The organism is Butyrivibrio sp. WCD3002 (assembly GCF_000424265.1).
Lineage (GTDB): Bacteria > Bacillota > Clostridia > Lachnospirales > Lachnospiraceae > Butyrivibrio.
This window is the reverse complement of record NZ_AUJO01000016.1, coordinates 38,914-62,933: the sequence shown is the minus strand read 5'-3', so window position 1 is coordinate 62,933 and position 24,020 is coordinate 38,914. Positions and strand designations below refer to the sequence as shown.

Here is a 24,020-nt window from a genome sequence, read left to right as displayed (position 1 = left end):
GCAGAGGTAGTGGGAAACGTTATCGGCTATACAACCGGTGTTTATGATATGTTTCATATTGGGCACTTAAATGTTATTCGCAGGGCAAGGGAACTATGCGATTATTTAATTGTTGGTGTCAGTACTGATGAACTTGTTATCAAAGAAAAGGGGAAACGGCCTGTTATTCCCTATGAAGAAAGAGTTGCGATAGTTGAAGCAATAAAATACGTGGATCAGGTTGTTCCCCAGACAGATAAGAATAAATACGGTGCCTGGGAAAAATATCATTTTGACAAGATGTTTGTCGGATCTGACTGGCAGGGAACTCCACAGTGGAAGCACTATGAGGAACAGTTTTTGCCGGTTGGAGTTGAGATTGTATATTTACCTCACACGGATGGAATATCAAGTACACAATTGACTTCGATAATTAAACAGTATTTGGATGAACATCCAATGATATGACAGGAGTTGTATATGATCAGAGTTACCAATGATATGAAGGCTTTTTTTGAAAATGAAACCGGTGAAATAATAATCTATGGCGCAGGAAATGCAGGGTATTGGGTTGGATACTACCTGAATAAATGCAATATAGACTTTCTCTTTTACCTTGACCAGAATCCAGAGAGGAAAGATACGCTTTGCAATCGACACCATATCTATCCAGTTAATAGATTGCGGGAGTATTCCGGAATTCACGTCAGAATGATTATTTCACCACATGTGTATAAAGAAATACTGGCGGATTTATTATGGCTTGATCATCTGTGGGATTTGGATATGTTGTGCATAATACCACAGTATAAGGATCTTATGATTGATGGGGATACTTATAATATCAACCGATTTTTAGGGTACTTTAGAAGAAAGCTGACTAGCGGAAGTGCACCTACAATAATAAGTAATACCTGTGTGGGTGGAACAATATATGAAGCATTTGACATGCCACTGCTGTCGCCTACAGTTAACGTTGGAATTAAAGATGATGATTTCATTAAGCTTTGCCTAAATTTGGAACACTATATGAACTGCGAGATGAAGTTAAAGGGATGGGAAAAACAAACGAGGACTTATGGATTTGAACAAGCCTGGCCCATTGGAGTGGTGGATGATATTGAGGTTTTGCTTGGACATACAGAATCTGCTGATGAAGCTGTAGAAAGATGGAATTTCCTTAGAGAACGTTTAAATTGGAACAGGATCATCTTTGTCATGGAGGAATATGGCTATAGGCCACCGATTTCAAAAGAGGCTTATAACGCTTTTGCTAAGTTAGATGAAAAAAAACTGTTTGTGCAAGGACGCAGTTATTATGACCATTTTGAATATAAACCCCCATATATTGTTGCGACTGAAGCAACAAATAGGCGTGAGCCAGCGATTGAAAACTTCTTTGATCTTGTAGGATGGATGAACAAAGACAATAACTGAGGTAATCATATATGTTAAAGAAACATAATTTTGTTGTACCACTATTGGATGTTTTGATGCAGGAAATAACAGAAAAAAAATATGTATCCGTCGTATGGCTTGGGGTTCATCCTTGGCTATCAGTGATTGTTCAGGCACTATATGATTATGGAATAGATAATGTGAGGGTATTGGATAATGACCTTAGAAAAATAGGAAAGGTGATTATTCCATACAAAAAACAGTTCTCTAATATTATTTCGTACAAAAGAGTAGTAGTCGAGCCTGTGAGAGTTAAAACAATCAGTGAGGATGCGCTGATCGTGATGGCAAACACACATTATGCTGAGTTCAAAGCGCAACTTTGTGCTGAAGAAATATCTGATGAGAGAATTATTAATCTTTATGATTTGTCGAGAGAGCATATTGAGTATAAGAAAGTGAGGAATTGTTTTGATGCATCACACATAAAGCTATCCCTTAAAGAAGTACAAAAGCTGGAACTTAATCTATTAAAAGATTTTAGTGATTTTTGTGAGGATAAAAAGCTAAAGTATTTTTTGGGTGGCGGAACACTGATTGGTGCGCTAAGACATGAGGGTTTTATTCCATGGGATGATGACATAGATGTATATATGCCTTTTGAGGATTTTACAGAGTTTATAAAAGAGTACTCCGAGCATGGAAAAAATGAAGTTTTTTATTGGGAAAAAGACGACGATTTTGTTTTGCAATTTGCTCAGGTGGTAAATCCCAATACTAAGATATTCAGGGATTATGATTGGATGTTTGGCGCAGGAGAACTTTCGGTCTTTATAGATATTTTTCCAATTGCGGGTTACCCAAGTGAACCCGAAGCGATAGAGAGACAATGGCAAAGAAATTTGGAACTAGATGCAGATTGGTTTTATTACGCAATCATAAAGGATGTTCCTAATATAAACAGTGTCGATATAAGGAAGAGAGTTATTCAGGAGAGACACAGTCGTTCGTTCTATCAATCAGAATATGTTGGAAATGTTATTAGGACAGTTCACAGGCCATGGGCTGTTCCTGCTAACATATATAGTGACTACAAGATGGTTAAATTTGAAGACGGTTATTTTAGAGCACCAATTGGATATGAGCAGTATTTAAAATACAGATATGGAGACTATATGGTACTGCCACCTGTAGAAAAAAGGGAACAGCATTTATTTCCGTCATATTATGTGTAGGTTAGAAATGAAGAAAATGTGTTGAGCATAGTAGAGCATTCATGGAATGGCTATGAAAATAACTATTTAATCAAAAGGGGACTTAATGAGTACTATAGCAAGGAACAAGCACTGGATTAACAGATTGCCACATATTTTTGAAATTGATGATTTAATGGAGTTCTGTAAAAAATATGAGCACATATATGTTTTTGGGCGTGGAGAAGCTCAGGAATGGCTGGTCCGTTTCCTTGATATGTGCGATGTTAATGTTGAAGGATATGTAATATCTTTTACTCCAAATGAAGATAATTTTTATTACAGACATTTACAGGTTAGGAATATAGATGAACTTATTGATATTCCAAATATTGGAATTGTTTTGGGGATTCCGGATTATCATCAGGGAATAGTTGTGCCTATGCTTAGAGAAAAAGGTTTTAAAAACCTGTTCACTATGACAGAACACACAAGACTTGGTATTGCAGAGCAGATGGCACCAAGGAATAAGGATGAGATGACATTTGAGATTAGTCTGGCAGATCATTGTAATTTGTCATGCCAGATGTGTGACCATTATTCGCAGCTTTCTGATGAGTGGTTTGTGGATGTTGAACAGTTCAGAAAAGATATGACTCGGATGGGTGAAATTTATGATCATGAGATTGGGGTAATAACCTTTCTTGGTGGAGAACCGACTCTTCATCCGGACATTATTGAGCTGATTAAGATAACAAGGGAGCAGTTTCCCAATGGGCAGTTGATTTTATTGACGAATGGAGTACTTTTGCTCAGTCTTGAGCATTCTGATAAGGGTAATTTATGGGAAGTGTTAAAAGAGTACAACATAGATGTTACGGTGACTGTTTATCCTATAAAGCTTGATTATGAAGCTATAGAGAGGAAAGCCAATGAATATGGAATACATCTTAAACTGTCTTCGAATATTCATGCGGTTGATCCGACGAAAGTTGTAAAGATTTCAGATAAACACGTAATGGATTTAGAGGGCAAAGTACCCAAGGCTCATGTAGTACACTGTCTGTATTTCAACAAGTTTAATGTAGTTAAAGATGGTAGATATTATATGTGTCCGGTTCAGGCGCATATAGATATTTTTAATAAAAAGTTTAATAAGAACCTGGAATTTGCAGAAAGAGATTATCTTGATATTTATAAGGTGAAGGATTGGCATGAGTTTGCTGAGTTTTCATCCTGGTGGGTTCCGTTCTGCAGGTTCTGTGATCAGAAAAACTGGGGACCTGACTCTGAGTGGAAGGCAAGTAATAAGACAATTAAAGAGTATACATTATAGATTTTTGTGTAGGGGATATTACATGCAATATTTAAAGCTAAATAATGGCGTATCGATGCCTGTTATTGGTATCGGTGGATGGTCTCAGAAAAAAGAAAATATCATAGATGCACTTAATGTTGGATATAGGATGATTGATACTGCGGCGCAGTATGGAAATGAGTCGGAGGTCGGGGGGGCAATCAGAGATTTCGGAGTAGGTAGAGGTGATATTTTCCTTACAACTAAGCTTTGGACACAGGATATAAGAGAGCATCGCGTCAAGGAGGCTTTTGAAGAGAGCCTTAACAGACTTGGTACGGATTATGTGGATTTATATTTGATACACTGGCCTGCCGAAGGCTTTGAAAATGCTTATCTTGAAATGGAGAAGCTATACAAAGAAGGTAAGGTACGAGCAATCGGTGTAAGTAATTTTGAGAAGCATCATTTGGACGCACTTGTTCAAAATGGTGCTTCTGTGGTACCTGTAGTTAATCAGGTCGAAATACATCCATATTTTTCTAACAGTGAAATAGTTGATGAATGTAATAAACGTGGTACGGTACCTGAGGCTTGGTGCCCTCTTGGAGGTCCTGGCAGTTCGGAGATGAATGATGAGAAAATCCAAGGTGTTGCTGAAAAATATGATAAGACTATTGCCCAGATTATCCTAAGATGGCATATTCAGCGTGGCGTTGCAGTAATTCCGAAATCTTCCAATCCGGAGAGAATGAAGCAGAATTTTGATGTGTTTGACTTCGAACTGGATAGTAGAGATATGGATATTATAAACGAACTGGATTGTGGTAAGAGACTTGGTGCTCATCCTGATAATTTTGATTTTTAGATATAACTGTCGGGATAGATAATGAGGTTTCCTTATGATTAAAGGATGGTTTCTCTGGAAGATTTTGAGAATAAAATACGGGATAAATTATAAGAAAGTAGTGCTTGTCCTTTCCGGTGAGAACAGGGCATTAGATATGGCTTGCATTGACAATCTTCCTGATTTTATAGGGAGAAAGTATGCGAGGGCTGCTATAATTTTTTATCCTGAGGATGTATATAGCTTGGGTGATTTTGATATAAGCCCCGGAGATAATGTCAAACTGATTTCTCTACCTGGAGGTGATATTTCCAAGCTTTATGATTATTATTGCTTTATGAAGTTTTTTGACAATATTGTTTTTACATTTACAGATAAACCTGCTGACAATTTACTCCAGAGATATTTGGATGAGACAGATATAAATGAAGATGATGCTGCGTGTCTTGCGTTATATCACTTAAGATATGTGCCTGGGGCTTCGGGTACAAAGGGGTGAGGGAATGTATGATAGAGAGCTTCGAAGGGTAACCAGAGCATTAAAAATCCGGCACTTCTTTGGTAGGATGGCGAACAAAGAGATATATCTGTTTGGCGTTAGTGACAACACCAGACAGATTATTCAGATATTGCGAGAGTTAGGTGTAGAGCCCCTTAAAGTAATTGATAACGATAAGCAAAAGCAGGGGAGTTATTGCTCAAGACTGGAGGTTATTGATCCTCGTAGTATAACGGATCCTTCTGCACCTGAAAAGTTATATATTTTATATTCAAACTATTGGCGTGAGATGATACCGCAACTGACAGAATCGGGTATTTCATCCGGGAATATATGGAGTTTGAATCCCAAAATCATAAGTGTAATTTTGGCGTTATTTAATGCCGGTATTGGTAAAATTTACCGAAGAAGTCTTTTGAAAAAATATGGTGATTTACCCATATTTCTTTGCCCATATACAGGTACCGGAGATATTTATCTTATTGGTACTTTTTGGGATGAATATATAAAACGGAATGGAATAGATAACTACATTTTTGTTGTCATAACAGGCGCCTGCAAGAAGGTTACTAAGCTTTTTGATATAAAAAATGTTGAATTAGTAAAGAAAAAGTATTATGCCTCGTGTTTGATTTACTATTACATGCTTAACAGAGAAAAGGGCTATTTAAAAATTCTTAATGACTGCTGGCCTCAGGTTCACACTAATCAAGTGGAGTGGTTTAGGGGATATAAGGGACTTTATTTCACGGAGCTTTTCAGGAAGTATGTGTTTGATTTGCCTGATGATGTTAAGCCTCAGCATCCTGCTTTTAAGGATGAGTCAGACAGAGTTGGTAATTTTTTTGATGAATATGAACTGCAGTACAATAAGACTGTGGCTCTTTCACCGTATTCAAATACTTTGTCAGATCTTCCTATAGAGTTTTGGGAGAAGCTGGTAGAAGAACTCGTTCATAGAGGTTATAGCGTAGTTACTAATTCAAGCGGCAAGACGGAAACTGCAATAAAGGGGACGAAGGGAATATTCTTCCCTCTTGATATTGCGCCTCAATTTATTGAGGCAGCAGGAACATTTATTGGGATTAGGAGTGGTTTCTGCGATGTTATAAGTGGAGCAAAGGCCAAGAAAATTATTCTCTATGATGCAGGTAACCGTTTTTATATGGATAGTGCTTTTGCGTATTTTTCACTTAAGACTATGGAACTGTGCGATGATGCATTGGAACTGGAATTTGATGTTCCGAGAATAGATGAAACACTTAAGAGTATTCTTGGATATTTGGACTGATAAACTTAAAACAAGCCATTATTTGGATTAAAACATATTTTCGGGACCTTGACAACTTCATACTTTACATCATGAGCATAATGTGTTATCTTTCCATAGTAATCTTTTCATATGTAGAGTTCATGGCATTTCGCCAGACTATTCCCATGATTGAATTATTATGAACCGATAACAGCTTTTTGACGTTTTAGTTCTTTCTTTTTAGGAATTATAAGCCTTTCTAACCCTATGTATGTCTGTGGTTACAAAAAAGTACATAGGAGGAAATATATTTGGAAGAAAATAACGAAAAAGAAGAGCAACGGGCGGGGAGGAATAAGTCGACGCAAATAGTTAAGGCTTATATAAATGGAAGTGAATTCAGAAGAAAATTTGATTTAATTACTGCGAGCAAGGATGTTAATCGGCTCTTGTATCAGGTAGCTAAGAAAATGCTCTTTCATCGAACAGGAACAGAATATGAGGATATGTATTGGATAGATCCAATTCAGTGTAGAATTGTTGCAAAAGAAATCAATGAGCAGGAAGAACAGACGATAAGTTATTCTGATGCTATTAAGACTATAATAATAGCTAATCCCGGATTAATTACAATTCATTCACATCCCGAAGGTACACCTCCAAGTATTGATGATCTAAATTCTAATTATGTCAACAAGTATTCTTTGGGCATAGTAGTAGGGCATGGAGGGCAGATTTACATATATAGCAGTAATGAATATATTAACCCAATTTACTTTGAAATTAGCGTTGCTGAGTATATTCAGCAAGGATATAATGAAAGTGAAGCAAGGGTGAAAGCTATTGAATCTTGTATGCAGACCAACGATATTTATTTTGAGGAGGTGCGATAATATGGCTGATATTAAAGATTTTCCTATTGGCTCAGTTACAGAAGATGATAGTCGCGAGATTCCGGAATGGATTAAGAATATGTCTTTAGAAGAATTAAAGGCAGAGGAAGAAAGATTATTTGCAGAGATGAAGGCGAACCCACAAAAGAGAGAAAAGATAAAGCTTCCATTTAAGACAATTCTTGATGATTTAACATAAAAAGCAAATAAACTGTTAGAACTCCTGATGTAAAGTATGAAATTGACGCGCATCAGGAGTTTTTGATTACTATAGTAACAGAGGGAGATATGGATTACGTAATAATTCAGGCAGGCGGTAAGGGAACACGCCTTGGATATCTTACAAAAAATAAACCTAAGGCACTGACACCGGTGAAGAACCTGCCGATGATTTTTTATTTGTTCAGGAAGTATCCGGATAAGCGGTTTGTGATAATTGCAGATTATAAGAAGGACGTACTTCACAGGTACCTTTCTGCTTTTGCTGATGTTAAGTATCAGATTGTTGATGCATCAGGAACCGGAACCTGTGGTGGTATAAGACAGGCGATAGATCTTATTCCCGATGATAAGCCATTCATGCTTGTGTGGTCGGATCTGATTTTGCCGGATGGGTTCGAACTGCCTGAGGAGTACAATGATACAAACGACAGCTCGGAGAAGAATGCAGGTCATATTGATGATGGACCTGAGAGTGATTATGTTGGTATATCCTCTACTTTTTCATGCAGATGGAAGTTTGAAGACGGTAAGTTTGAGGAGGAGAGATCAACGGAGCATGGAGTTGCCGGATTTTTCCTTTTTGGAAAAAAGGCTGTTATTGCAGATGTTCCTGAAAGCGGCGAGCTTGTTCGGTGGATGCAGGGTAAAAATCTTAAGTTTAAAGAAGTAAGCCTTGCCGGGACCAGAGAGTTTGGACTACTTGAGGAGTATGAGAAGCTTGGTCAGGTGAAAACAAGACCTTTCAACAGGATAACCGTTGAAGGAGATGTTCTGATTAAGGAACCTGTGGATGAGCAGGGAAGGAAGCTGGCAAAGCGTGAATGTGCCTGGTATGTGAAGGCTAAAGACAAAGGAATAAAAGGGCTTCCTATAGTTTATGAAACATCACCTTTAAAGATGGAGTTCATTAAAGGTAAAAACATATATGACTGCAATTATGGATACGATGATAAAAAGAAGATTCTGGAAAGCCTTGTTGATACGCTAAAAACTCTTCACGAGTCTGAAAAAAGCGTCGCGGACAGCTTTAGCATGAAAGAAGCGTATTACAACAAAACCATGGAGCGCTTATCCAAGGTTCAGAATCTGGTTCCCTATGCATTAGATGAAAGCATTACAGTAAACGGCAGGAAGTGCCGAAATGTATTTTATCATAGGGATAAACTTGAAAATGCATTATCAAAACTTCGTTGCAATGAATTTAGTTTTATTCATGGCGATTGTACCTTTTCCAATTTGATGATAAGAGATAATGGTGAGCCGGTATTGATCGATCCCAGAGGGTATTTCGGGTTTACTGAAATATATGGTGATGAAAGATATGACTGGGCGAAACTCTATTATTCTATTGTTGGAAATTATGATAGGTTTAATTTGAAAAAGTTCAACCTCGATATAGGTGGACATTCAATTGTAGACGGTAAAGCTATTGAAACTCTCGGTTATGGTGAAGTGAGATTGTCTATCGAATCCAATGGCTGGGAGGACATGGAGAAGGATTTCTTTAATTTAACAGGTGCGGACGAGTATGAGATTAAGCTTTTGCATGCAGTTATATGGCTGTCTCTTACGACTTATACATGGCAGGACTATGATTCTGTTTGCGGCTCATTTTATAATGGGCTGTATTACTTAGAGGAGGTTCTTTGATGCTTGAATATTACAGTGAAGTTCTTGAAACAATCAAAGAAGCGATGGATTCTATTGATGAGAATCAGTATAAAACGATATTAGATGAGTGTGAGAAAACACTTAAGAATGGTGGCAAGATAATAGCAAGTGGCCTCGGGAAAAATGTGCCAATCTGTGAGAAGTTTGTTGGTACACTTAACAGTGCCGGTATTGATGCCAGATTTCTTCATACCAATACAGCAGTCCACGGAGATCTTGGTATGATTGGATCAGAGGATATCGTTTTTTTGCTTTCTAAGGGTGGTAATACATATGAGACCGTGGCGCTTGCCGGATATCTAAAAGAAAGAGGTACCAATACCTGGCTTATATCGTTTACGGATAAATGTAAGACCATGGAGATTCTGGACAAGAACTTTATTATGAAACTTCGTAACGAGGGTGATATGTGGGATATTATGCCAAACAACTCAACGACAGTTTACTTGATAGTGTTACAGGGAATTGCTATAGAGCTATGCAAGAGAATGGGAGTAACACTTGATGATTTTAAGAAGAACCACCCCGGTGGCGGTATTGGCGCAAGACTCAGGGGCGAGGATCTTTGGAAATAGTGTTGGGGTATATGTGTATGGAAGTATTTGACTATTTACCTCGTGGTAATGAATCGCATGAAGCTAATACGAATACGGATTATGATAAATATTATTATTTGTATGAGTTTACAGATGACATTATCGTGACGGCCAAAAGCCGGCAATATCCATGTATTCAGAATTATGTAAAAACAGGGATTCTGACTCCGGAGGAAGTTCGGAAGGCAGTAGGTGAAAATGGAAAAAAAGCTTTTTGATGAAATGGTTCAAAATCTTAATTCCATAGATAGTAAGCTTGATTTGCAGCAGAAGACTGTCTTTTTGTTTGGGCATTGTAACGCTACGCTGGAGTGTATAGATTTTCTTGAGAAAAAAGGAATAAAGGTAAAGGGTATCCTGGATAATAGCATCGAAAAACAGGGAATTATTTATAAGGATGCAAAGGTAATATATCCAAATCAGATTTTCGAATATATAGATGGTGGGCAGAAGAATGCAATAGTTCTAATTACTTCCAGGTTTTATGCTGCTATGCTCAAACAACTGCGAGATATAGGGTATGAAGGAATTGTAAGGAAGGTAATAGACTATAATACCTATGCGGAATACTCACTCTCAAAAGAAACAATTGAGAGGATGACAAAAAGAGAGCAGCATGGAGAACTGCTTTTAGAGGAACTGTCATCTAAATATCCTGGATGCTTTAAAGTATTTTGTCCGTTTAATGCTTTGGGAGATATTTACTTTATGAGAGCATATTTTCCTGCATTCGCCAGGGAAAAAGGAATCGGGAAAACAGTGTTTTGTGTTCCGTCGAAAGTATTATCGGGTGTGATTCGGTTGTTTGATGACGAAAACGATATTGAAGTTTACGAACCAAAAGAGCTGGATGCTATGATTCAGGCAGTGTTGTACACTCGGGATGAAAACTCATACATAGCGCATCAGGACAGACCTTATGTAATAAATCTATCGAAAGCTCTTTATATTAAAAAGATAAACCTGGAACAGATATACTGTTGTGGTGTCTATGGCTTGCCTGTAGATACAGTACCTGAAAAGCCCAGAAGAGAACTGATGAGAGTGTATCCGGAACTTGAAAAGATACCGTCTAACAATGCGGTTATTTTTTCGCCCTATGCCAAGTCAGTAACTGCAATCGATTTTAGGGTATGGAGTGATGCTGTAAGCTATTATACTAAGCAGGGGTATAAGTGCTTCACAAATGTAGTTGGGGAGGAGATGCCTCTTGATGGTACTGAAGCAATATCTCCGTCAATATCGGAACTTTTTTCAGTTGTGGAGAGAGCGGGAACTTTCATAGGAATAAGAAGTGGTCTGTGTGATATTCTTCGCGAGGCAAAGGCAAAAAAGATAGCGATTTATCCGGATTATAATTACTGTGATACAAAGTGGAAATCTATAGATATTTATTACATTAAGCAGTTTGATAGAAATATAGTGGAGGCTAAGGATATTATATGGGACAACCTTTGATTTTATCAACACTTCCCAAGACCTGGATTTTTGATATAGACGGGACGATAGTAAAGCACAACGGATATAAGATAGATGGTCACGATACGCTTCTTAAGGGGGCGAAGGAGTATATTGATGCCATACCGTCTGATGATTATATAATTATACTTACGTCAAGAACAGATGAGTACAAGGAGATGACACTGGCTTTTTTGAAAGAAAATGGAATCAGGTATGATGATATAAAATTCAATATGCCTATGGGAGAACGTATTGTTGTGAATGACAGAAAACCTTCAGGACTTGAAATGTCAGTTGCCATTAACGTTGACAGAGACATATGTGAACTACCGGTGATAGAAAGAGAAAAATAAACTAAAGTTTTGCTTACAATAAGCCGATAATATTTTAACGATATTATCGGCTTTTGTGTTATTATCATTTTAGGATTTGACACATAATATATGTGTAGGCAGGAGGCCTGATGAAACATATTTTTATGGCATCTATGATGTGCGCAGATTACAGCAATCTCAGGAAGGAAGTTACTGAGTTAGACGAGGCGGGGATAGATTCGTTCCATATTGACATAATGGATGGCCGTTATGTCAATAATTTTGCTATGTCTTTAAATGACCTTAGGGCGATCCGCAGGCTGACCAAAAAGCCGCTTGATGTCCATCTTATGGTCGAGCATCCCCTCAATACAATAGATATTTTCACGGGAGCGCTTAAAAAGGGTGATACCATTTATATCCACCCCGAGGCGGAGTATCATCCTGCCACGACCCTTCAGAGAATTATCAATGCAGGGATTATTCCCGGTATTGCCATTAACCCGGGAACCAGCGTTGAGACCATTTATGAGATGCTAAGGATCGTTGATAAGGTCCTTGTTATGACAGTTAATCCAGGAAATGCGGGTCAGATGTATCTTCCCTATGTCGGCGAGAAGTTTGAAAAGATCCTTCCTCTCAGAGATGAGATGAAGTTTGAGGTTTATTGGGATGGTTCATGTACGGCGGATAAGATAGAGGAGTTTGCACCAAAGGGCGTTACGGGCTTTGTTCTTGGAACAAATCTTCTTTTCGGAAAGGGCAGACCATACTCGGAGATTCTTTCCGAAATACGAGGTCTTATCCCGGGAAAATGATATAAAACTCATAAAAATTTAGTGATGGAAGCTTATGAATGTAGCGATTTTATTATCCGGCGGTGTTGGAACAAGGCTTGGCGGCGATATTCCAAAGCAGTATTTGGAAGTATGCGGAAAAATGATCATTATCTACGCCCTGGAGAGTTTGTACAGAAATAAGAATATAGATTCGATATGTATTGTTGCAGATAAAAAGTGGCATGACAGGATCGAAGAAGGTATCAACGCAGAAGTATTATCGAATTCAATGACTTCTGAAAAAAAGATTTTTTTTGCCCAGCCAGGTAGAAATCGTCAGGATTCTATAATAAATGGCATGAAGGAGATAAAAATTCAGTGCCATGGCGCAGATACCGTTTTTGTCCATGATGCTGCCCGTCCTGCACTTTCGGATGATCTAATAAATGCCTGTTTTGATGCGCTTCAGGGACATGACGGCGTAATGCCGGCGCTTCCGATGAGTGACACCGTATATTCAAGCGATGACGGAGTGAGTATATCTGGGCTTTTGGACAGATCTAAAATTTTTGCAGGTCAGGCGCCGGAGCTTTTTGATTTTGAAAAGTATTTCGATGCGAATGAAAAGCTGTCTGAAGCAGAGCTTCTTGATATAAAAGGCTCGGCGCAGCCCGCTGTTATGGCAGGGATGGATATTGCCATAATTCCCGGTGATAAAGCCAATATCAAGATAACCACCAGAGAGGACCTTGCTACTTTTGAGCATTTTCTTACAACCAAAAAGAGCAGCCCTGAATAATATGGCATTCATAAAATCAGAAGAAATTTTTAATGACACTAATATTGGAGGGAACCTGAATTGAAGGCATGGGTTCTTAACGGAATAAACGATATAAGCTTTGAAGACGTTTCGGCACCTGCTCCTGAACGCGGATGGGCGCTTGTTAAGGTTATGGCTTCAGGAATATGCGGGTCTGATATTCCAAGAATATATAAAACAGGAGCCCATAAGCATCCAATCATTCCGGGGCATGAGTTTTCGGGAATAGTAGAAAAGACATACAACAATGAGTATGAAAAACTCATAGGCAAAAGAGTCGGGGTATTTCCCCTTATCCCCTGCGGAAAATGTGATTGCTGCAGGAATCGTCACCCTGAGATGTGCGAAAATTATAATTATCTGGGCTCAAGGTGTGACGGTGGATTTGCAGAATATGTTTCCGTGCCTGTTTCGAATCTTACAGTGCTTCCGGATGAAATATCCTATGAGTGTGCAGCTATGCTTGAGCCTATGGCTGTTGCAGTGCATGCCATGAGACAGGCAGGTTCGGTAAAGGGCAAAGCGGTTCTTGTAATCGGGCTTGGCACGATAGGACTTTTACTTACCATGTTTTTACTTGATGCAGGGGCAGAGAAGGTGCTGGTTGTTGGTAATAAGGATGTGCAGAAGGATGCCGCAACTAAGCTTGGAATAAAAAGTGAAAACTATTTTGATACCAGAGAGGGTGAGGCTTCATTTTATAGCTGGCTCCATGACATGGCAGGCTCAGGGGCTGACCTTGTTTTTGAATGTGTAGGATCAAATGATACCTTCAGTCAGGCTGTATTGTCGGCAGCGCCTAAGGGCTGTATTGTTACTGTCGGAAATCCCCACGGCGATATGACCTTAAAAAAGGATGAATACTGGAAAATCTTAAGAAAACAGCTGACAATAACAGGGACCTGGAATTCAACTTTTCTTGGAAAAGACGGCGATGACTGGGATTATGTAATTCAAAGGCTACGGAAAGGCACTATTATGCCGCAGCAGCTCATAACCCACAGATTTTCTCTTGAGGACTTGGAAAATGGCTTTGAAATAATGAGAGATAAGTCCGAAGCATATATTAAGATTATGATGGTCAGATGAAACCATAGAATAATCAGTGGTTTGACTGCATCAAAACCACAATATGCTGATTTTATCAGCTTTTTAATCATCTTTTAATAGTTTTATAACATATTTATTAAACTTTATAACACCATACTCCGATATAATATATGTAGTATCGGCAGAACATGGATGTTGGAGGTGGCCGTTATGAAGAAACATTTTTTTAGAACAATATTATCATTTTGCGTGACCGCGCTACTGGTGGGGAATCCACTGGTGGCTTTTTGTGCTTATGAAAAGGGCGATGAGTATATAGATGGGATTGACGAGCTGACTCCATCAGAGCTCTCAGACATAGAGGATGAAGCCTATGATGCGGTGGACGAAAGTGCGATCCGTGATGAGATAGACGAGGATGGCCTCTATTCTCAGATTGATGAAGATGAGCTTCGTGACGAAATCGACATGGAGGAGCTTGAGAGTCAGATCGATGAAGATGAGCTGTTATCTCAGATAGATGACGAAGATCTTGAAGCCGAGCTTGAGCAGAGAGAAGCTGAGGAAGCAGAAAAAGACGGCTCTGATGTCAAAACTGCCAAGGTTGAAATTGATCCTCATCCTGTGGATGTTACGAATATTAGTTATCCAACATGGGGCAAGGATTCTCCTTTCGACTATGTTATTGATCCTATGCAGCTTATTTATGCTACAAATGCAGCTAAGTATGGTGGTGGTAATGTAGAAGAGGATGCAAATCTTCTTTTTAGAAATAAAGAGGGTGATTACGATTTTTCCTCAAGAAGTGACATGCTCTCTGTTAAAAATATGGGCAATGTGCCTGCAAAATTCGAACTTATAGCAGAAATCGAAGATGCAGAGGATGTTATTTTTACAGATTCTGATGAGTTCGATGGGAATGATTGTAGTTTATATCTTGCTCTTGTGGATGCCGAGGGTAATGAAACTCCAATAGGGAATGATCTGGAGGAAAAAATTGAGATAGAGCTTGGGCCAGCCCCTGATAATGCTTATGCATATACCTGGAATGAGGAAACACAGACCTTTGATTATGGTCTTACTACGGATCCTGAAAATATTGATTTTGATTCCTATTCCTTTGGGCTCGTTGGAAAATGCAATGGCAACGGCAATTGGTCAAAGCTCAGGAAATGTCCGACGATCAAGATTAGTTGGTCTGCGGTTTCTGTACTTACCGATTGGGACGCAGTTAATGCAAAAAAGGCCCAGGAGGAAGCAGAGCGTAAATCTCTTCACGATGCAAAGATAGATGCTCTTAGGGATGAAAAGCTTCGTGAGCTGAAGGATGCAGCTCTTGAAGAGCTTGTGGAAGAGAAGCTCTCTGAGCTCATTGAAGAAAAGAAGGATGAACTTCTTGAAGATGAATTTGAAAGACTTTTCAAGGAAGAATATCTTGGAATAAGAGAAGAAAAAATCCGCACATATATTTCTGATAAGCGCGAGCGGGAAGCCGAAGATGATGACGTTTATTATGATGCATCGGATGATGGTACGGGATATGATGGCGGTGGCAGTGATAATTCCGGCTATGCTGATGATTCTTATTCCGGTGATGAAAGCACCGGTGTAGATAATACATCGGAAGGCGGAAGCACATCAGGCAGCGATAGCGATCCGCAGGATGGTGATGCCGGCGCTGTAGATGGAAGCAGTGATTCGGGTTCAGATAGCGGAGAGGATGCTTCATATGCGGAAGAATCAGGAGCAGAAGCTTCTACGCTTGATAGCTATTATGAAAGTGCCAGCGAGAGCGCAGATGAGACTATAGACGAAACTGCTGGCGAAGCTGCCGATGCAGATTGTGAAGAGGTATTTGATTGAACGGACAACTAATCTTGGGGTAGAACATAAATATTCTAGTGGGGGAAACTATGAAGGCGCATGAGGAAAAAAGTTTGAGGGAGTCTGCTGAATCCTTTATTCTGCGGGCTGGGGAATTTGAGCAGGAGGGCAGCAGCATAGATGAGTATGCTGTACTTATTGAGGGCCTTCGCGCTCACTATGATAATTATGAATTGTATTTTATGCTTGGTCTGTATTACAGGTATCGCAATGCAGATCAGGCATTTTTGTGCTTTGAAAACGCCCTTCACTACTGCGATGAGCCTGAGGATGAAAAGGTAATACGTGATGCTATGGAGGATATTTCGGATAGGGCAAGGGTTCGCGGAACGTCAATTGTGATCGTGTCCTACAATGATTTTGAGCTTACAAGGGAGTGCATCAGAGCTATAAGAAGATACGTCAAAGCAGGCAGCTATGAGATAATCGTTGTGGACAATGCTTCTTCGGATGAAGAGCTTAAGGAGTATTTAAGAAGTCTTGCAGAGGAGCATGATGATTTTGTTTTGGCCGAGAATTCCGAAAATCTGGGCTTTCCTGCAGGTTGCAATATTGGTCTTGCCAATGCAAATGCAGATAATGACATTTTTTTCCTAAATAATGATGCAGTTCTTATGCCGGGTGCGTTTTTCTGGCTTAAGATGGGGCTTTATTCAGACAAAAGAAACGGCGCATCCGGTGCTGTCACAAACTGTGCACCGTCCCAGGAGGTCTCTCAGGAATCGCTGGAGCCATACGTAAAAATGGCACCTATGAATGATGCAAGACCGCTGACGAATCTGTCCGCAAATTTGATAAAATCCGCGGATACCGCAAAGGAGCCTGAAAAAGAGCACCGCTGGTGGAGAACCATAAGTCTTGATTCGGCTATTGAAGCATCCAAGAGCTACGCAAAGGATCACAATGTTCCCATGTGGAATCCCTACGAGGTCCGCTGCAGGTTGACAGGCTTTGCTATTTTATTACGCCGAGAAACAGTAAGGGATGTACTTATAAAGTCTTCTGAAAAGGAGCAGCATGTTTTTGATGAACGTTTTTCTCCCGGCTATTTTGAGGATGACGACCTTGGAATAAGATTGTGTCTTGCCGGCTGGAGGCAGGTTCTTTGCCATAATGCCTTCATCTATCATCATGGCGGAAGCGGTTTTGCAGGCAGAAATGATGCCATGGAGAATTCAAGAGAAAAGTTTAAGGAAAAGTGGGGCTTTGATATCTGGAGCTACACTTTGCCTGAGGATGACAAGATAACTGCGTTTATGGATGCGATAGCAAAGAGCTGTGAGAGGCCTGCCGGAGGTCCTCTAAATGTAGAAGGTGCCGGTGAGAAAGCAGCTGATTTAAAGCTCTATAACAGAGTATTAAGGATCCTCGATATCAGCGCCGGAATGGGCACAACACTATCCTTTATTAAATATCTTGTCCCCGGAAGCTATACCGCCGGAATTACAAATGCTGATGTTTTTGCAGGCCTTTCGAAGTATATGGCAGATGATATGATATCCGGCAATCCTGAGCTTGTTACCTTCCCATGGCCGTCAGGAAGCTTTGACTACATTCTTGCAGGGGATGCTGTTGCCGGTTCATCTGATCCTGAAAGGCTTCTAAAAAAGTTGTCAGCATATTTATCAGAAAACGGAATGATAATTTAGCGTTTACATTTTTGATATATTAAACGTTTTAGGAAACGATATAAAACACAAGACGAAAAAGCGAAAAATATTTTTATACAATTTGAAAAATTTGTTTGTAATTTCGATAAAGTTTTTGAAATTTACGAACATTTGTAAAAATAAATATCATTATATTGTCGTATTTGTGGAAAAACAAATACGTAAAAAAGACAATGGCTATTTGCGCGGGCACAGATAATTCCTATATCTGTGCCTTTTTCGTTAATTTGCCCAAAAACCGAAGATAAATTTATTTAATTTTATTACAAAATTTAAGAAAAAAATAAGTGACGAAAAAACGTACATGTGTTATATTTGTAACTGCTACAAAGAGACGAAAAAACATTTGCAGCACATTGAAATACAGAATAAAGGAGGTAATGCAGATGACAAAGGCTGAAATTCTTAAAAGAGAAATATTGGCACAGTACAAGAGCGTAAGGCAGTTTGCGATTGACATGTCGATTCCATATAGCACACTGGTAACAGCACTGGACAGAGGAATAGAAGGAATGGCTTATGGTACAGTTATCCGTATGTGCGATAAGCTCAACCTTAATCCGGTTGACTTTAGTACTCTCGAGAAGGGCACCGATCTTGGCAACAAGATTGTAGAGAACAGAGTTATGCAGCAGTATGTTAAGCTCAACAAGGTTGGACGTAAGAAGGTTCTTGATTATATGGGAGACCTTACAGCGCTTGATAAGTATCAGGCATAATATAATGAAGAAAATTGGGGCTCACAGGAAATTCCTGTGGGCCTTTATTAATGTAATATAATGGCAATTTGCATCTTGACCCTGTGATTGTTACAATAACTTAAAGTAATTTTTTGGAGGGAAACATGAAATACGATTATTTAGTTGTTGGTGCCGGACTTTTTGGCAGCGTCTTTGCGCATGAAATGGCAAGGGACGGTAAGAAGGTTCTCGTTATCGACAGAAGAAATCATATCGGCGGAAATATCTATACAGAGAACAGGATGGGAATAAATGTCCATATCTACGGAGCTCACATTTTTCACACATCTGATAAGAAGGTCTGGGAGTATATAAACCGCTTTACGGAGTTCAATCAATATATCAATTCACCCGTGGCTGTTTATCATGATGAACTCTATAATCTTCCTTTTAATATGAATACCTTCAGCAAAATGTGGAATATCAAAACACCTGATGAAGCAAAGGATATCATTGATAAGCAGGCAAAAGCTGAGGTTAAGCGTATTCTTAAGGAGCGCGCCGAAAACGGAGATGAAGAGGCAGCAGAGTTCCTTGATGTGGCAAAAGCCAGCGGCCAGGATATTCGTGAAGGTTTTGAGGCTGCAAACCTTGAGGAGCAGGGACTTTCTCTTGCAGGCCGTGACGTGTTTGAAAAGCTTGTAAAGGGCTATACTGAAAAACAGTGGGGACGAGATTGCAAAGAACTTCCTGCATTTATAATAAGAAGACTTCCCTTCCGTTTTGTTTATGACAATAATTATTTTAACGACAGATACCAGGGAATTCCTATCGGTGGCTACACAGATATCATTAAAAAGCTTCTTTTACTTGAGGCTAATGAAAATGAAAAAGAGCAGGGTATTACAGGAAGCATTACTGTAAAAACTGAGTGTGAGTTTGCTGATTTTATCAAGATGAAGGACGGAGTTCCTGCAAAGCCCTTCGAATCTGTAACCGGAGACAGCTTTGACAAGGTTCTCTTCACCGGAATGATCGATGAGTTCTTTAATTATAAGCTTGGAAATCTTGAATACAGATCTCTTCGTTTCGAAACAGAGGATCTGCCGGATACCGATAACTATCAGGGAAATGCGGTAGTAAACTACACAGAACGCGATATTCCTTATACCAGAATTATCGAACATAAGCACTTTGAATTTGGTACCGGAAAGGGAACTATCATTACCAAAGAATATCCCGCTGACTGGAAGAAGGGAGATGAGCCGTACTATCCGATGAATGATGAGAAGAACAATTCTCTCTTCGAGGAGTATAAGAAGCTTTCAGAGGAATACGGCGATGTACTCTTTGGCGGACGCCTTGGTCAGTACAAATATTACAACATGGACCAGGTCATCGCTGCAGCCCTGGATATGGTGGACAGCGTAAGATAAAAAAATCCATTCTGATCGATTATTCGCGAAGCGAAACGAGAGCAGAATGGATTTTTTTATTTTCACTTATGAAAAGCTTCAACAGTAGTTGTTGAACATCATGCCACTGTATTCACTGGTGATATAGGGCGAAGGATTGTCGCTGCCATGCGGATCCTTGTAGTTAAATACCGGGCGCTCCACATATTTCATGGGATTGATGGAAATTTCTTCCGTCTTTGCAACCAGCGCTTTTGTAAATTCCTTAAGAGGCTCGATGGCTTCCTTTGTTTTTCCTGCGTTAGCTGCATCTCGGAGCTTTTGCGCGTCATAATCGATGCGTCCTTCGGCATTTATGGTTATGCCGTAGCTTTCTGTATTTTGCAGATGGTGCTGTGCGATTGATACGGTCTCACCTACAAGCTTAGAACTCTTGAAATCGGAATCATGAACACCGCTTACACTATCAATAAATCCGTTGTAGCCGTTTACCAGGCCTCGTACGTTTTCAATAAGGGCATCGTTTTCGTTTTTAACACCTATTGAAACGGGAGCTTCCGGATCGGTGGTCTGTTTTAACGTGATGTCAAACTGATTTCCAACCGTAAATCTGTTGGAGGAGGAGTAGTGCTCATTCCCGTTCAGGTAGAAATGTGCATTTACCGGTTCCTGAGCTACAAGGTTCAGCCCGAAATAGCCTACGTTGAGACCTTTTTCGCTGGAGCTTGATTCGCTTATTTCAAACCTTAAAGTGTAGCCGGTTTTTAATCCGGTATCATTTGAACCTATTATAATAGTAGATTGATTTTGCGAATCCTCCTGAAGACCTGCCACAAGTCCAATGCCTGCCTTGTTTATCAGTCTTGTCAGCTTGGATTGAATATCTTTGTTGGTATCGCCTTCATGTATGCTATACTGGAATTCATACTCGTGTCCGTTTACATTAGCATTGAAAGCGTAATTTCCTTTCGGAAGAGCAACTTCTTCATCGGGAAGGAAGTGACCTGCATTTATCTGATTGGTTGCCAGCTGATCAACTGCGATCGTGAATTCTGTTGTGTTTTCCTGACCGCTTCCTACATATTCAACGGACACCTTATCGCTGTCAGAGGATACAGCAGAGCGTTTGCTCAGAGCGGATTCTTCTTCGCTTCCGATATCCTGAAGCTGACTTCGAAGAGCCCGGGCATGCTCTTTAATACCCACGGCCTCAGCCTGAGCATTATCATCCTGTTTTAAAACATGAAGAGGGGATTCTTTATTGATCCTGGCGATAGACTTGTAGACATTCTGAAGATCGCTCTTTTTGTGCTTGTCTACATTCGCGTTCTCTTTAGCAACATATGTGCTTGCGAAATTATTATATGCTTCATTAATACCAATGCCTGCCATGATGCCCCTCCTTTCTTCCTTGATGTCATGCGATAACTTCTGCCAATCCATTGGCAACCTGCATGTGGGCATACAAAGACATGTTTTCTTACTATTACATTAGCATCCGCTATGCAAGGCAGTCAATTAAAAAAGTATGAAATAATCATAAAAAGAAAACGCATAGAAAAAAATTGATTGACGATTTGCAATTACCATGCTATAGTATGTAGGCGACAGAAATTTAGGTCTTTTTTTTATGCCAAAAAATAAGACTGTATTTAAAGTATAGAAAACGCACGGAGGAATGAACAAATGCGTACAAGAATCACACTTGCCTGCACTGAGTGCAAAAACCGTAACTATGATACAACTAAGGATAAGAAGACACATCCTGACAGAATGGAGATCAAGAAGTACTGTCCTTTCTGCAAGAAGCACACAACTCATAAAGAGACCAAGTAAATAATGATACTGGCTATTGCACTTTATTTATTGAAGCGTTATAAACAAAGTTGTATTCATCCTATGGGTGAAGGGAGTTTACTGTTATGAGCGAAAATAAAGCACAGAAAAGCGGATTATCTTCTTTTATAAATGGGGTAAAAGCTGAGTTTAATAAAATCATGTGGCCCAGCAGAGATGATATTATCAAGCAGACTTCAGCAGTTGTAATTATTTCACTGATTGTAGGTGCTTTGATTGCTGTTTTTGACTATGGTTTTGGATATCTTATTAACCTTATTACCAGTATTTGATAAAAAGGAGTATTATGGCTGAAGAGATGCAGAATGAGAATGAACTCGATCTGACTGCAAATGCAGCAGATGCAGAGAGTACCTCTGCTCCTGTTGAAGAAGCTGATAGCAATGAGGCTTCCGGAGAGCAGGCTGTTAATTCAAATGCACATTGGTATGTAGTACATACTTATTCAGGTTATGAGATGAAGGTTAAGGCTAATCTCGAGAAAACTATCGAGAACAGACACCTTCAGAATCAGATATTTGAAGTTCGCGTGCCTGTTCAGGATGTCGTAGAGGTGAAAAACGGCACACGTAAAAATGTTTCACGTAAGATGTTCCCTGGATATGTTCTTGTGAACATGGATATGAACGATGAGACATGGTATGTTGTTCGTAATACCAGAGGTGTTACTGGATTCGTAGGACCGGGAAGTAAACCCGTTCCGTTATCAGATGCGGAGATTAAGCCGCTTGGAATTAAGACCGAGAATATGTCTATCGACTTTGGCGTTGGTGACGAGATTGAGGTCGTTGCAGGTGTTTGGAATGGTACTGTTGGTATTGTTCAGCGTATGGATTTCGGCAAACAGAGTGCTACTATCAATGTTAATCTGTTTGAGAGAGAGACACCTGTTGAGATCAGCTTTTCTGAAATCAGAAAGGTTTGATGCAGTGTTGGTATAATGTGCTAATGCACTTTATATATGTAGTATGAGTTGGAATTAAGATGTTTCAATTCATGGGAACTGGAGTGGGAGCATTCACGCAGTTTTGCAAAGGATGCGCCTGACCACATTATTTCTAGGAGGTGCCACAATGGCAAAGAAAGTCGAAGGATACATTAAGTTACAGATCCAGGCTGGTAAAGCAACACCAGCACCGCCGGTTGGTCCGGCTCTTGGTCAGCACGGTGTTAATATCGTTGAATTCACAAAGCAGTTCAACGCTAAGACAGCTGACAAGGGTGATCTTATCATCCCTGTAGTAATCACAGTTTATGCAGACAGAAGTTTTACATTCATCACAAAAACTCCTCCTGCAGCAGTTCTTCTTAAGAAGGCTTGCAATCTTCAGAAGGCTTCTGGTGTTCCGAACAAGAACAAGGTTGCAACAATTTCTAAGGATAAGATCAGAGAAATCGCTGAGACAAAGATGCCTGATTTGAATGCAGTTGATATCGAAGGTGCTATGAGCATGATCGCTGGTACTGCACGCAGCATGGGTATCGTGGTAGAAGACTGACGGAGGGCTAAGAGATGAAACACGGAAAGAAGTATGTAGAGGCTGCTAAGCTTGTTGACAGAGCACAGCAGTATGAGACCGCAGAAGCAATCTCTTTAGTAAAGAAGTCTGCTACTGCAAAATTTGATGAGACTGTTGAAGTACACATTCGTACAAGCTGCGACGGTCGTCATGCGGATCAGCAGATCCGTGGTGCGGTTGTTCTTCCGCACGGAACAGGTAAGACAGTTAAGGTTCTTGTTTTCGCTAAGGGAACAAAGCTTGATGAGGCACAGGCTGCAGGCGCTGACTATGTTGGCGGCGAGGAGCTTATTCCTAAGATTCAGAACGAAGGTTGGCTTGACTTTGACGTTGTAGTTGCTACTCCTGATATGATGGGTGTTGTAGGACGTCTTGGTAAGGTTCTCGGACCTAAGGGTCTTATGCCCAACCCGAAGGCTGGTACAGTAACAATGGATGTTACTAAGGCTATCGCTGATATCAAGGCTGGTAAGATCGAGTACCGTCTTGACAAGGCAAACATCATTCACTGCCCTGTAGGAAAGGCATCTTTCTCAGAAGAGCAGCTTGAGCAGAACTTCACAGCTCTTATGGAAGCTATTGTTAAGGCTAAGCCTTCAACAGTTAAGGGTCAGTACCTTAAGAGCATCACACTTGCAACAACAATGGGACCTGGTGTCAAGGTTGTTGCAAACAGATATTAATTTATAACTGTTAGTGTTAAAAGGCAGAAACCGCAAGGTT

The 24,020-nt window shown here is 39.9% G+C and carries 27 protein-coding genes; 26 read left to right on the top strand and 1 reads right to left on the bottom strand.

What is annotated here, in order from left to right; all coding sequences use genetic code 11:
- Positions 1-9 precede the first annotated feature (9 nt).
- The 21 genes from G608_RS0113515 (at position 10) to G608_RS0113415 (ending at position 19,941) form a co-directional block, all read left to right on the top strand.
- Positions 10-447, top strand: a complete 438-nt coding sequence (locus tag G608_RS0113515; RefSeq protein ID WP_026496492.1) for an adenylyltransferase/cytidyltransferase family protein — start codon at positions 10-12, stop codon at positions 445-447.
- Positions 448-459: 12 nt separating this feature from the next.
- Entirely contained in the window at positions 460-1,416 is a 957-nt protein-coding gene (locus G608_RS0113510) for a DUF1919 domain-containing protein (RefSeq protein WP_026496491.1), read from the top strand.
- Positions 1,417-1,427: 11 nt separating this feature from the next.
- On the top strand, positions 1,428-2,612 hold the full coding sequence (locus tag G608_RS0113505) for a LicD family protein (RefSeq protein WP_026496490.1): 1,185 nt from the start codon (positions 1,428-1,430) through the stop codon (positions 2,610-2,612).
- A gap of 85 nt (positions 2,613-2,697) precedes the next feature.
- A complete protein-coding gene (locus tag G608_RS22570; RefSeq protein WP_051209333.1) occupies positions 2,698-3,906 on the top strand; it encodes a radical SAM protein in 1,209 nt (402 codons plus the stop codon).
- Positions 3,907-3,928: 22 nt separating this feature from the next.
- Positions 3,929-4,735: an aldo/keto reductase gene (locus G608_RS0113495; RefSeq protein ID WP_026496489.1), complete on the top strand. Its 807-nt coding sequence runs from the start codon at positions 3,929-3,931 to the stop codon at positions 4,733-4,735.
- A 34-nt stretch (positions 4,736-4,769) separates the two neighbouring features.
- Positions 4,770-5,213 (top strand): hypothetical protein, encoded by a 444-nt coding sequence (locus G608_RS0113490; protein WP_026496488.1) that lies wholly within the window; start codon positions 4,770-4,772, stop codon positions 5,211-5,213.
- 4 nt (positions 5,214-5,217) lie between these two features.
- Entirely contained in the window at positions 5,218-6,504 is a 1,287-nt protein-coding gene (locus G608_RS0113485) for a hypothetical protein (protein ID WP_026496487.1), read from the top strand.
- Between the two features lie 272 nt (positions 6,505-6,776).
- Complete coding sequence (locus G608_RS0113480; RefSeq protein ID WP_026496486.1) at positions 6,777-7,358, top strand: hypothetical protein; 582 nt, start codon at positions 6,777-6,779, stop codon at positions 7,356-7,358.
- A gap of 1 nt (position 7,359) precedes the next feature.
- Positions 7,360-7,557 (top strand): hypothetical protein, encoded by a 198-nt coding sequence (locus tag G608_RS0113475; RefSeq protein WP_026496485.1) that lies wholly within the window; start codon positions 7,360-7,362, stop codon positions 7,555-7,557.
- Between the two features lie 89 nt (positions 7,558-7,646).
- Entirely contained in the window at positions 7,647-9,230 is a 1,584-nt protein-coding gene (locus G608_RS0113470; RefSeq protein ID WP_035795654.1) for a sugar phosphate nucleotidyltransferase, read from the top strand.
- Positions 9,230-9,826 (top strand): SIS domain-containing protein, encoded by a 597-nt coding sequence (locus G608_RS0113465; protein WP_026496483.1) that lies wholly within the window; start codon positions 9,230-9,232, stop codon positions 9,824-9,826. Before G608_RS0113470 ends, G608_RS0113465 begins: the two co-directional genes overlap by 1 nt.
- Positions 9,827-9,843: 17 nt before the next feature.
- Positions 9,844-10,065, top strand: a complete 222-nt coding sequence (locus G608_RS0113460; protein ID WP_155833295.1) for a hypothetical protein — start codon at positions 9,844-9,846, stop codon at positions 10,063-10,065.
- Complete coding sequence (locus G608_RS0113455; protein ID WP_026496481.1) at positions 10,046-11,305, top strand: hypothetical protein; 1,260 nt, start codon at positions 10,046-10,048, stop codon at positions 11,303-11,305. The genes G608_RS0113460 and G608_RS0113455 overlap by 20 nt, the downstream gene beginning before the upstream one ends.
- A complete protein-coding gene (locus tag G608_RS0113450) occupies positions 11,290-11,661 on the top strand; it encodes a hypothetical protein (RefSeq protein WP_026496480.1) in 372 nt (123 codons plus the stop codon). The genes G608_RS0113455 and G608_RS0113450 overlap by 16 nt, the downstream gene beginning before the upstream one ends.
- A 110-nt stretch (positions 11,662-11,771) precedes the next feature.
- Positions 11,772-12,440 (top strand): ribulose-phosphate 3-epimerase, encoded by a 669-nt coding sequence (locus G608_RS0113445; protein ID WP_026496479.1) that lies wholly within the window; start codon positions 11,772-11,774, stop codon positions 12,438-12,440.
- A gap of 34 nt (positions 12,441-12,474) precedes the next feature.
- The gene (locus G608_RS0113440) at positions 12,475-13,200 is read left to right on the top strand and encodes an IspD/TarI family cytidylyltransferase (protein ID WP_026496478.1); all 726 of its coding nucleotides are present in this window, start codon (positions 12,475-12,477) and stop codon (positions 13,198-13,200) included.
- A gap of 60 nt (positions 13,201-13,260) precedes the next feature.
- Positions 13,261-14,310, top strand: coding sequence for a galactitol-1-phosphate 5-dehydrogenase (locus G608_RS0113435; RefSeq protein WP_026496477.1), 1,050 nt, complete (start codon positions 13,261-13,263; stop codon positions 14,308-14,310).
- Between the two features lie 171 nt (positions 14,311-14,481).
- Positions 14,482-16,134 (top strand): hypothetical protein, encoded by a 1,653-nt coding sequence (locus G608_RS0113430; RefSeq protein WP_155833294.1) that lies wholly within the window; start codon positions 14,482-14,484, stop codon positions 16,132-16,134.
- Positions 16,135-16,184: 50 nt separating this feature from the next.
- Positions 16,185-17,804, top strand: coding sequence for a glycosyltransferase family 2 protein (locus G608_RS0113425; protein ID WP_026496475.1), 1,620 nt, complete (start codon positions 16,185-16,187; stop codon positions 17,802-17,804).
- A gap of 407 nt (positions 17,805-18,211) precedes the next feature.
- Complete coding sequence (locus tag G608_RS0113420) at positions 18,212-18,544, top strand: hypothetical protein (RefSeq protein WP_026496474.1); 333 nt, start codon at positions 18,212-18,214, stop codon at positions 18,542-18,544.
- Positions 18,545-18,669: 125 nt separating this feature from the next.
- Positions 18,670-19,941 carry a UDP-galactopyranose/dTDP-fucopyranose mutase family protein gene (locus G608_RS0113415; RefSeq protein ID WP_026496473.1) on the top strand — a complete coding sequence of 424 codons (1,272 nt, stop codon included), beginning with the start codon at positions 18,670-18,672 and terminating at the stop codon, positions 19,939-19,941.
- A 78-nt stretch (positions 19,942-20,019) separates the two neighbouring features.
- Here the strand turns inward: G608_RS0113415 and fliD are convergent, their stop codons facing one another.
- Positions 20,020-21,312: a flagellar filament capping protein FliD gene (gene fliD / locus G608_RS0113410; protein ID WP_026496472.1), complete on the bottom strand. Its 1,293-nt coding sequence runs from the start codon at positions 21,310-21,312 to the stop codon at positions 20,020-20,022.
- A gap of 294 nt (positions 21,313-21,606) precedes the next feature.
- Between fliD and rpmG the strand changes: the two genes are divergently transcribed.
- The 5 genes from rpmG to rplA all read left to right on the top strand — a co-directional run bounded on the left by rpmG (position 21,607) and on the right by rplA (position 23,980).
- A complete protein-coding gene (rpmG, locus tag G608_RS0113405) occupies positions 21,607-21,756 on the top strand; it encodes a 50S ribosomal protein L33 (RefSeq protein WP_026496471.1) in 150 nt (49 codons plus the stop codon).
- A gap of 86 nt (positions 21,757-21,842) precedes the next feature.
- Complete coding sequence (gene secE / locus G608_RS0113400; protein WP_026496470.1) at positions 21,843-22,049, top strand: preprotein translocase subunit SecE; 207 nt, start codon at positions 21,843-21,845, stop codon at positions 22,047-22,049.
- A 14-nt stretch (positions 22,050-22,063) separates the two neighbouring features.
- On the top strand, positions 22,064-22,702 hold the full coding sequence (nusG, locus tag G608_RS0113395; RefSeq protein ID WP_026496469.1) for a transcription termination/antitermination protein NusG: 639 nt from the start codon (positions 22,064-22,066) through the stop codon (positions 22,700-22,702).
- A 148-nt stretch (positions 22,703-22,850) separates the two neighbouring features.
- On the top strand, positions 22,851-23,276 hold the full coding sequence (gene rplK / locus G608_RS0113390) for a 50S ribosomal protein L11 (RefSeq protein WP_026496468.1): 426 nt from the start codon (positions 22,851-22,853) through the stop codon (positions 23,274-23,276).
- Positions 23,277-23,290: 14 nt separating this feature from the next.
- Complete coding sequence (gene rplA / locus G608_RS0113385) at positions 23,291-23,980, top strand: 50S ribosomal protein L1 (protein ID WP_026496467.1); 690 nt, start codon at positions 23,291-23,293, stop codon at positions 23,978-23,980.
- The last annotated feature ends 40 nt before the right edge of the window (positions 23,981-24,020 follow it).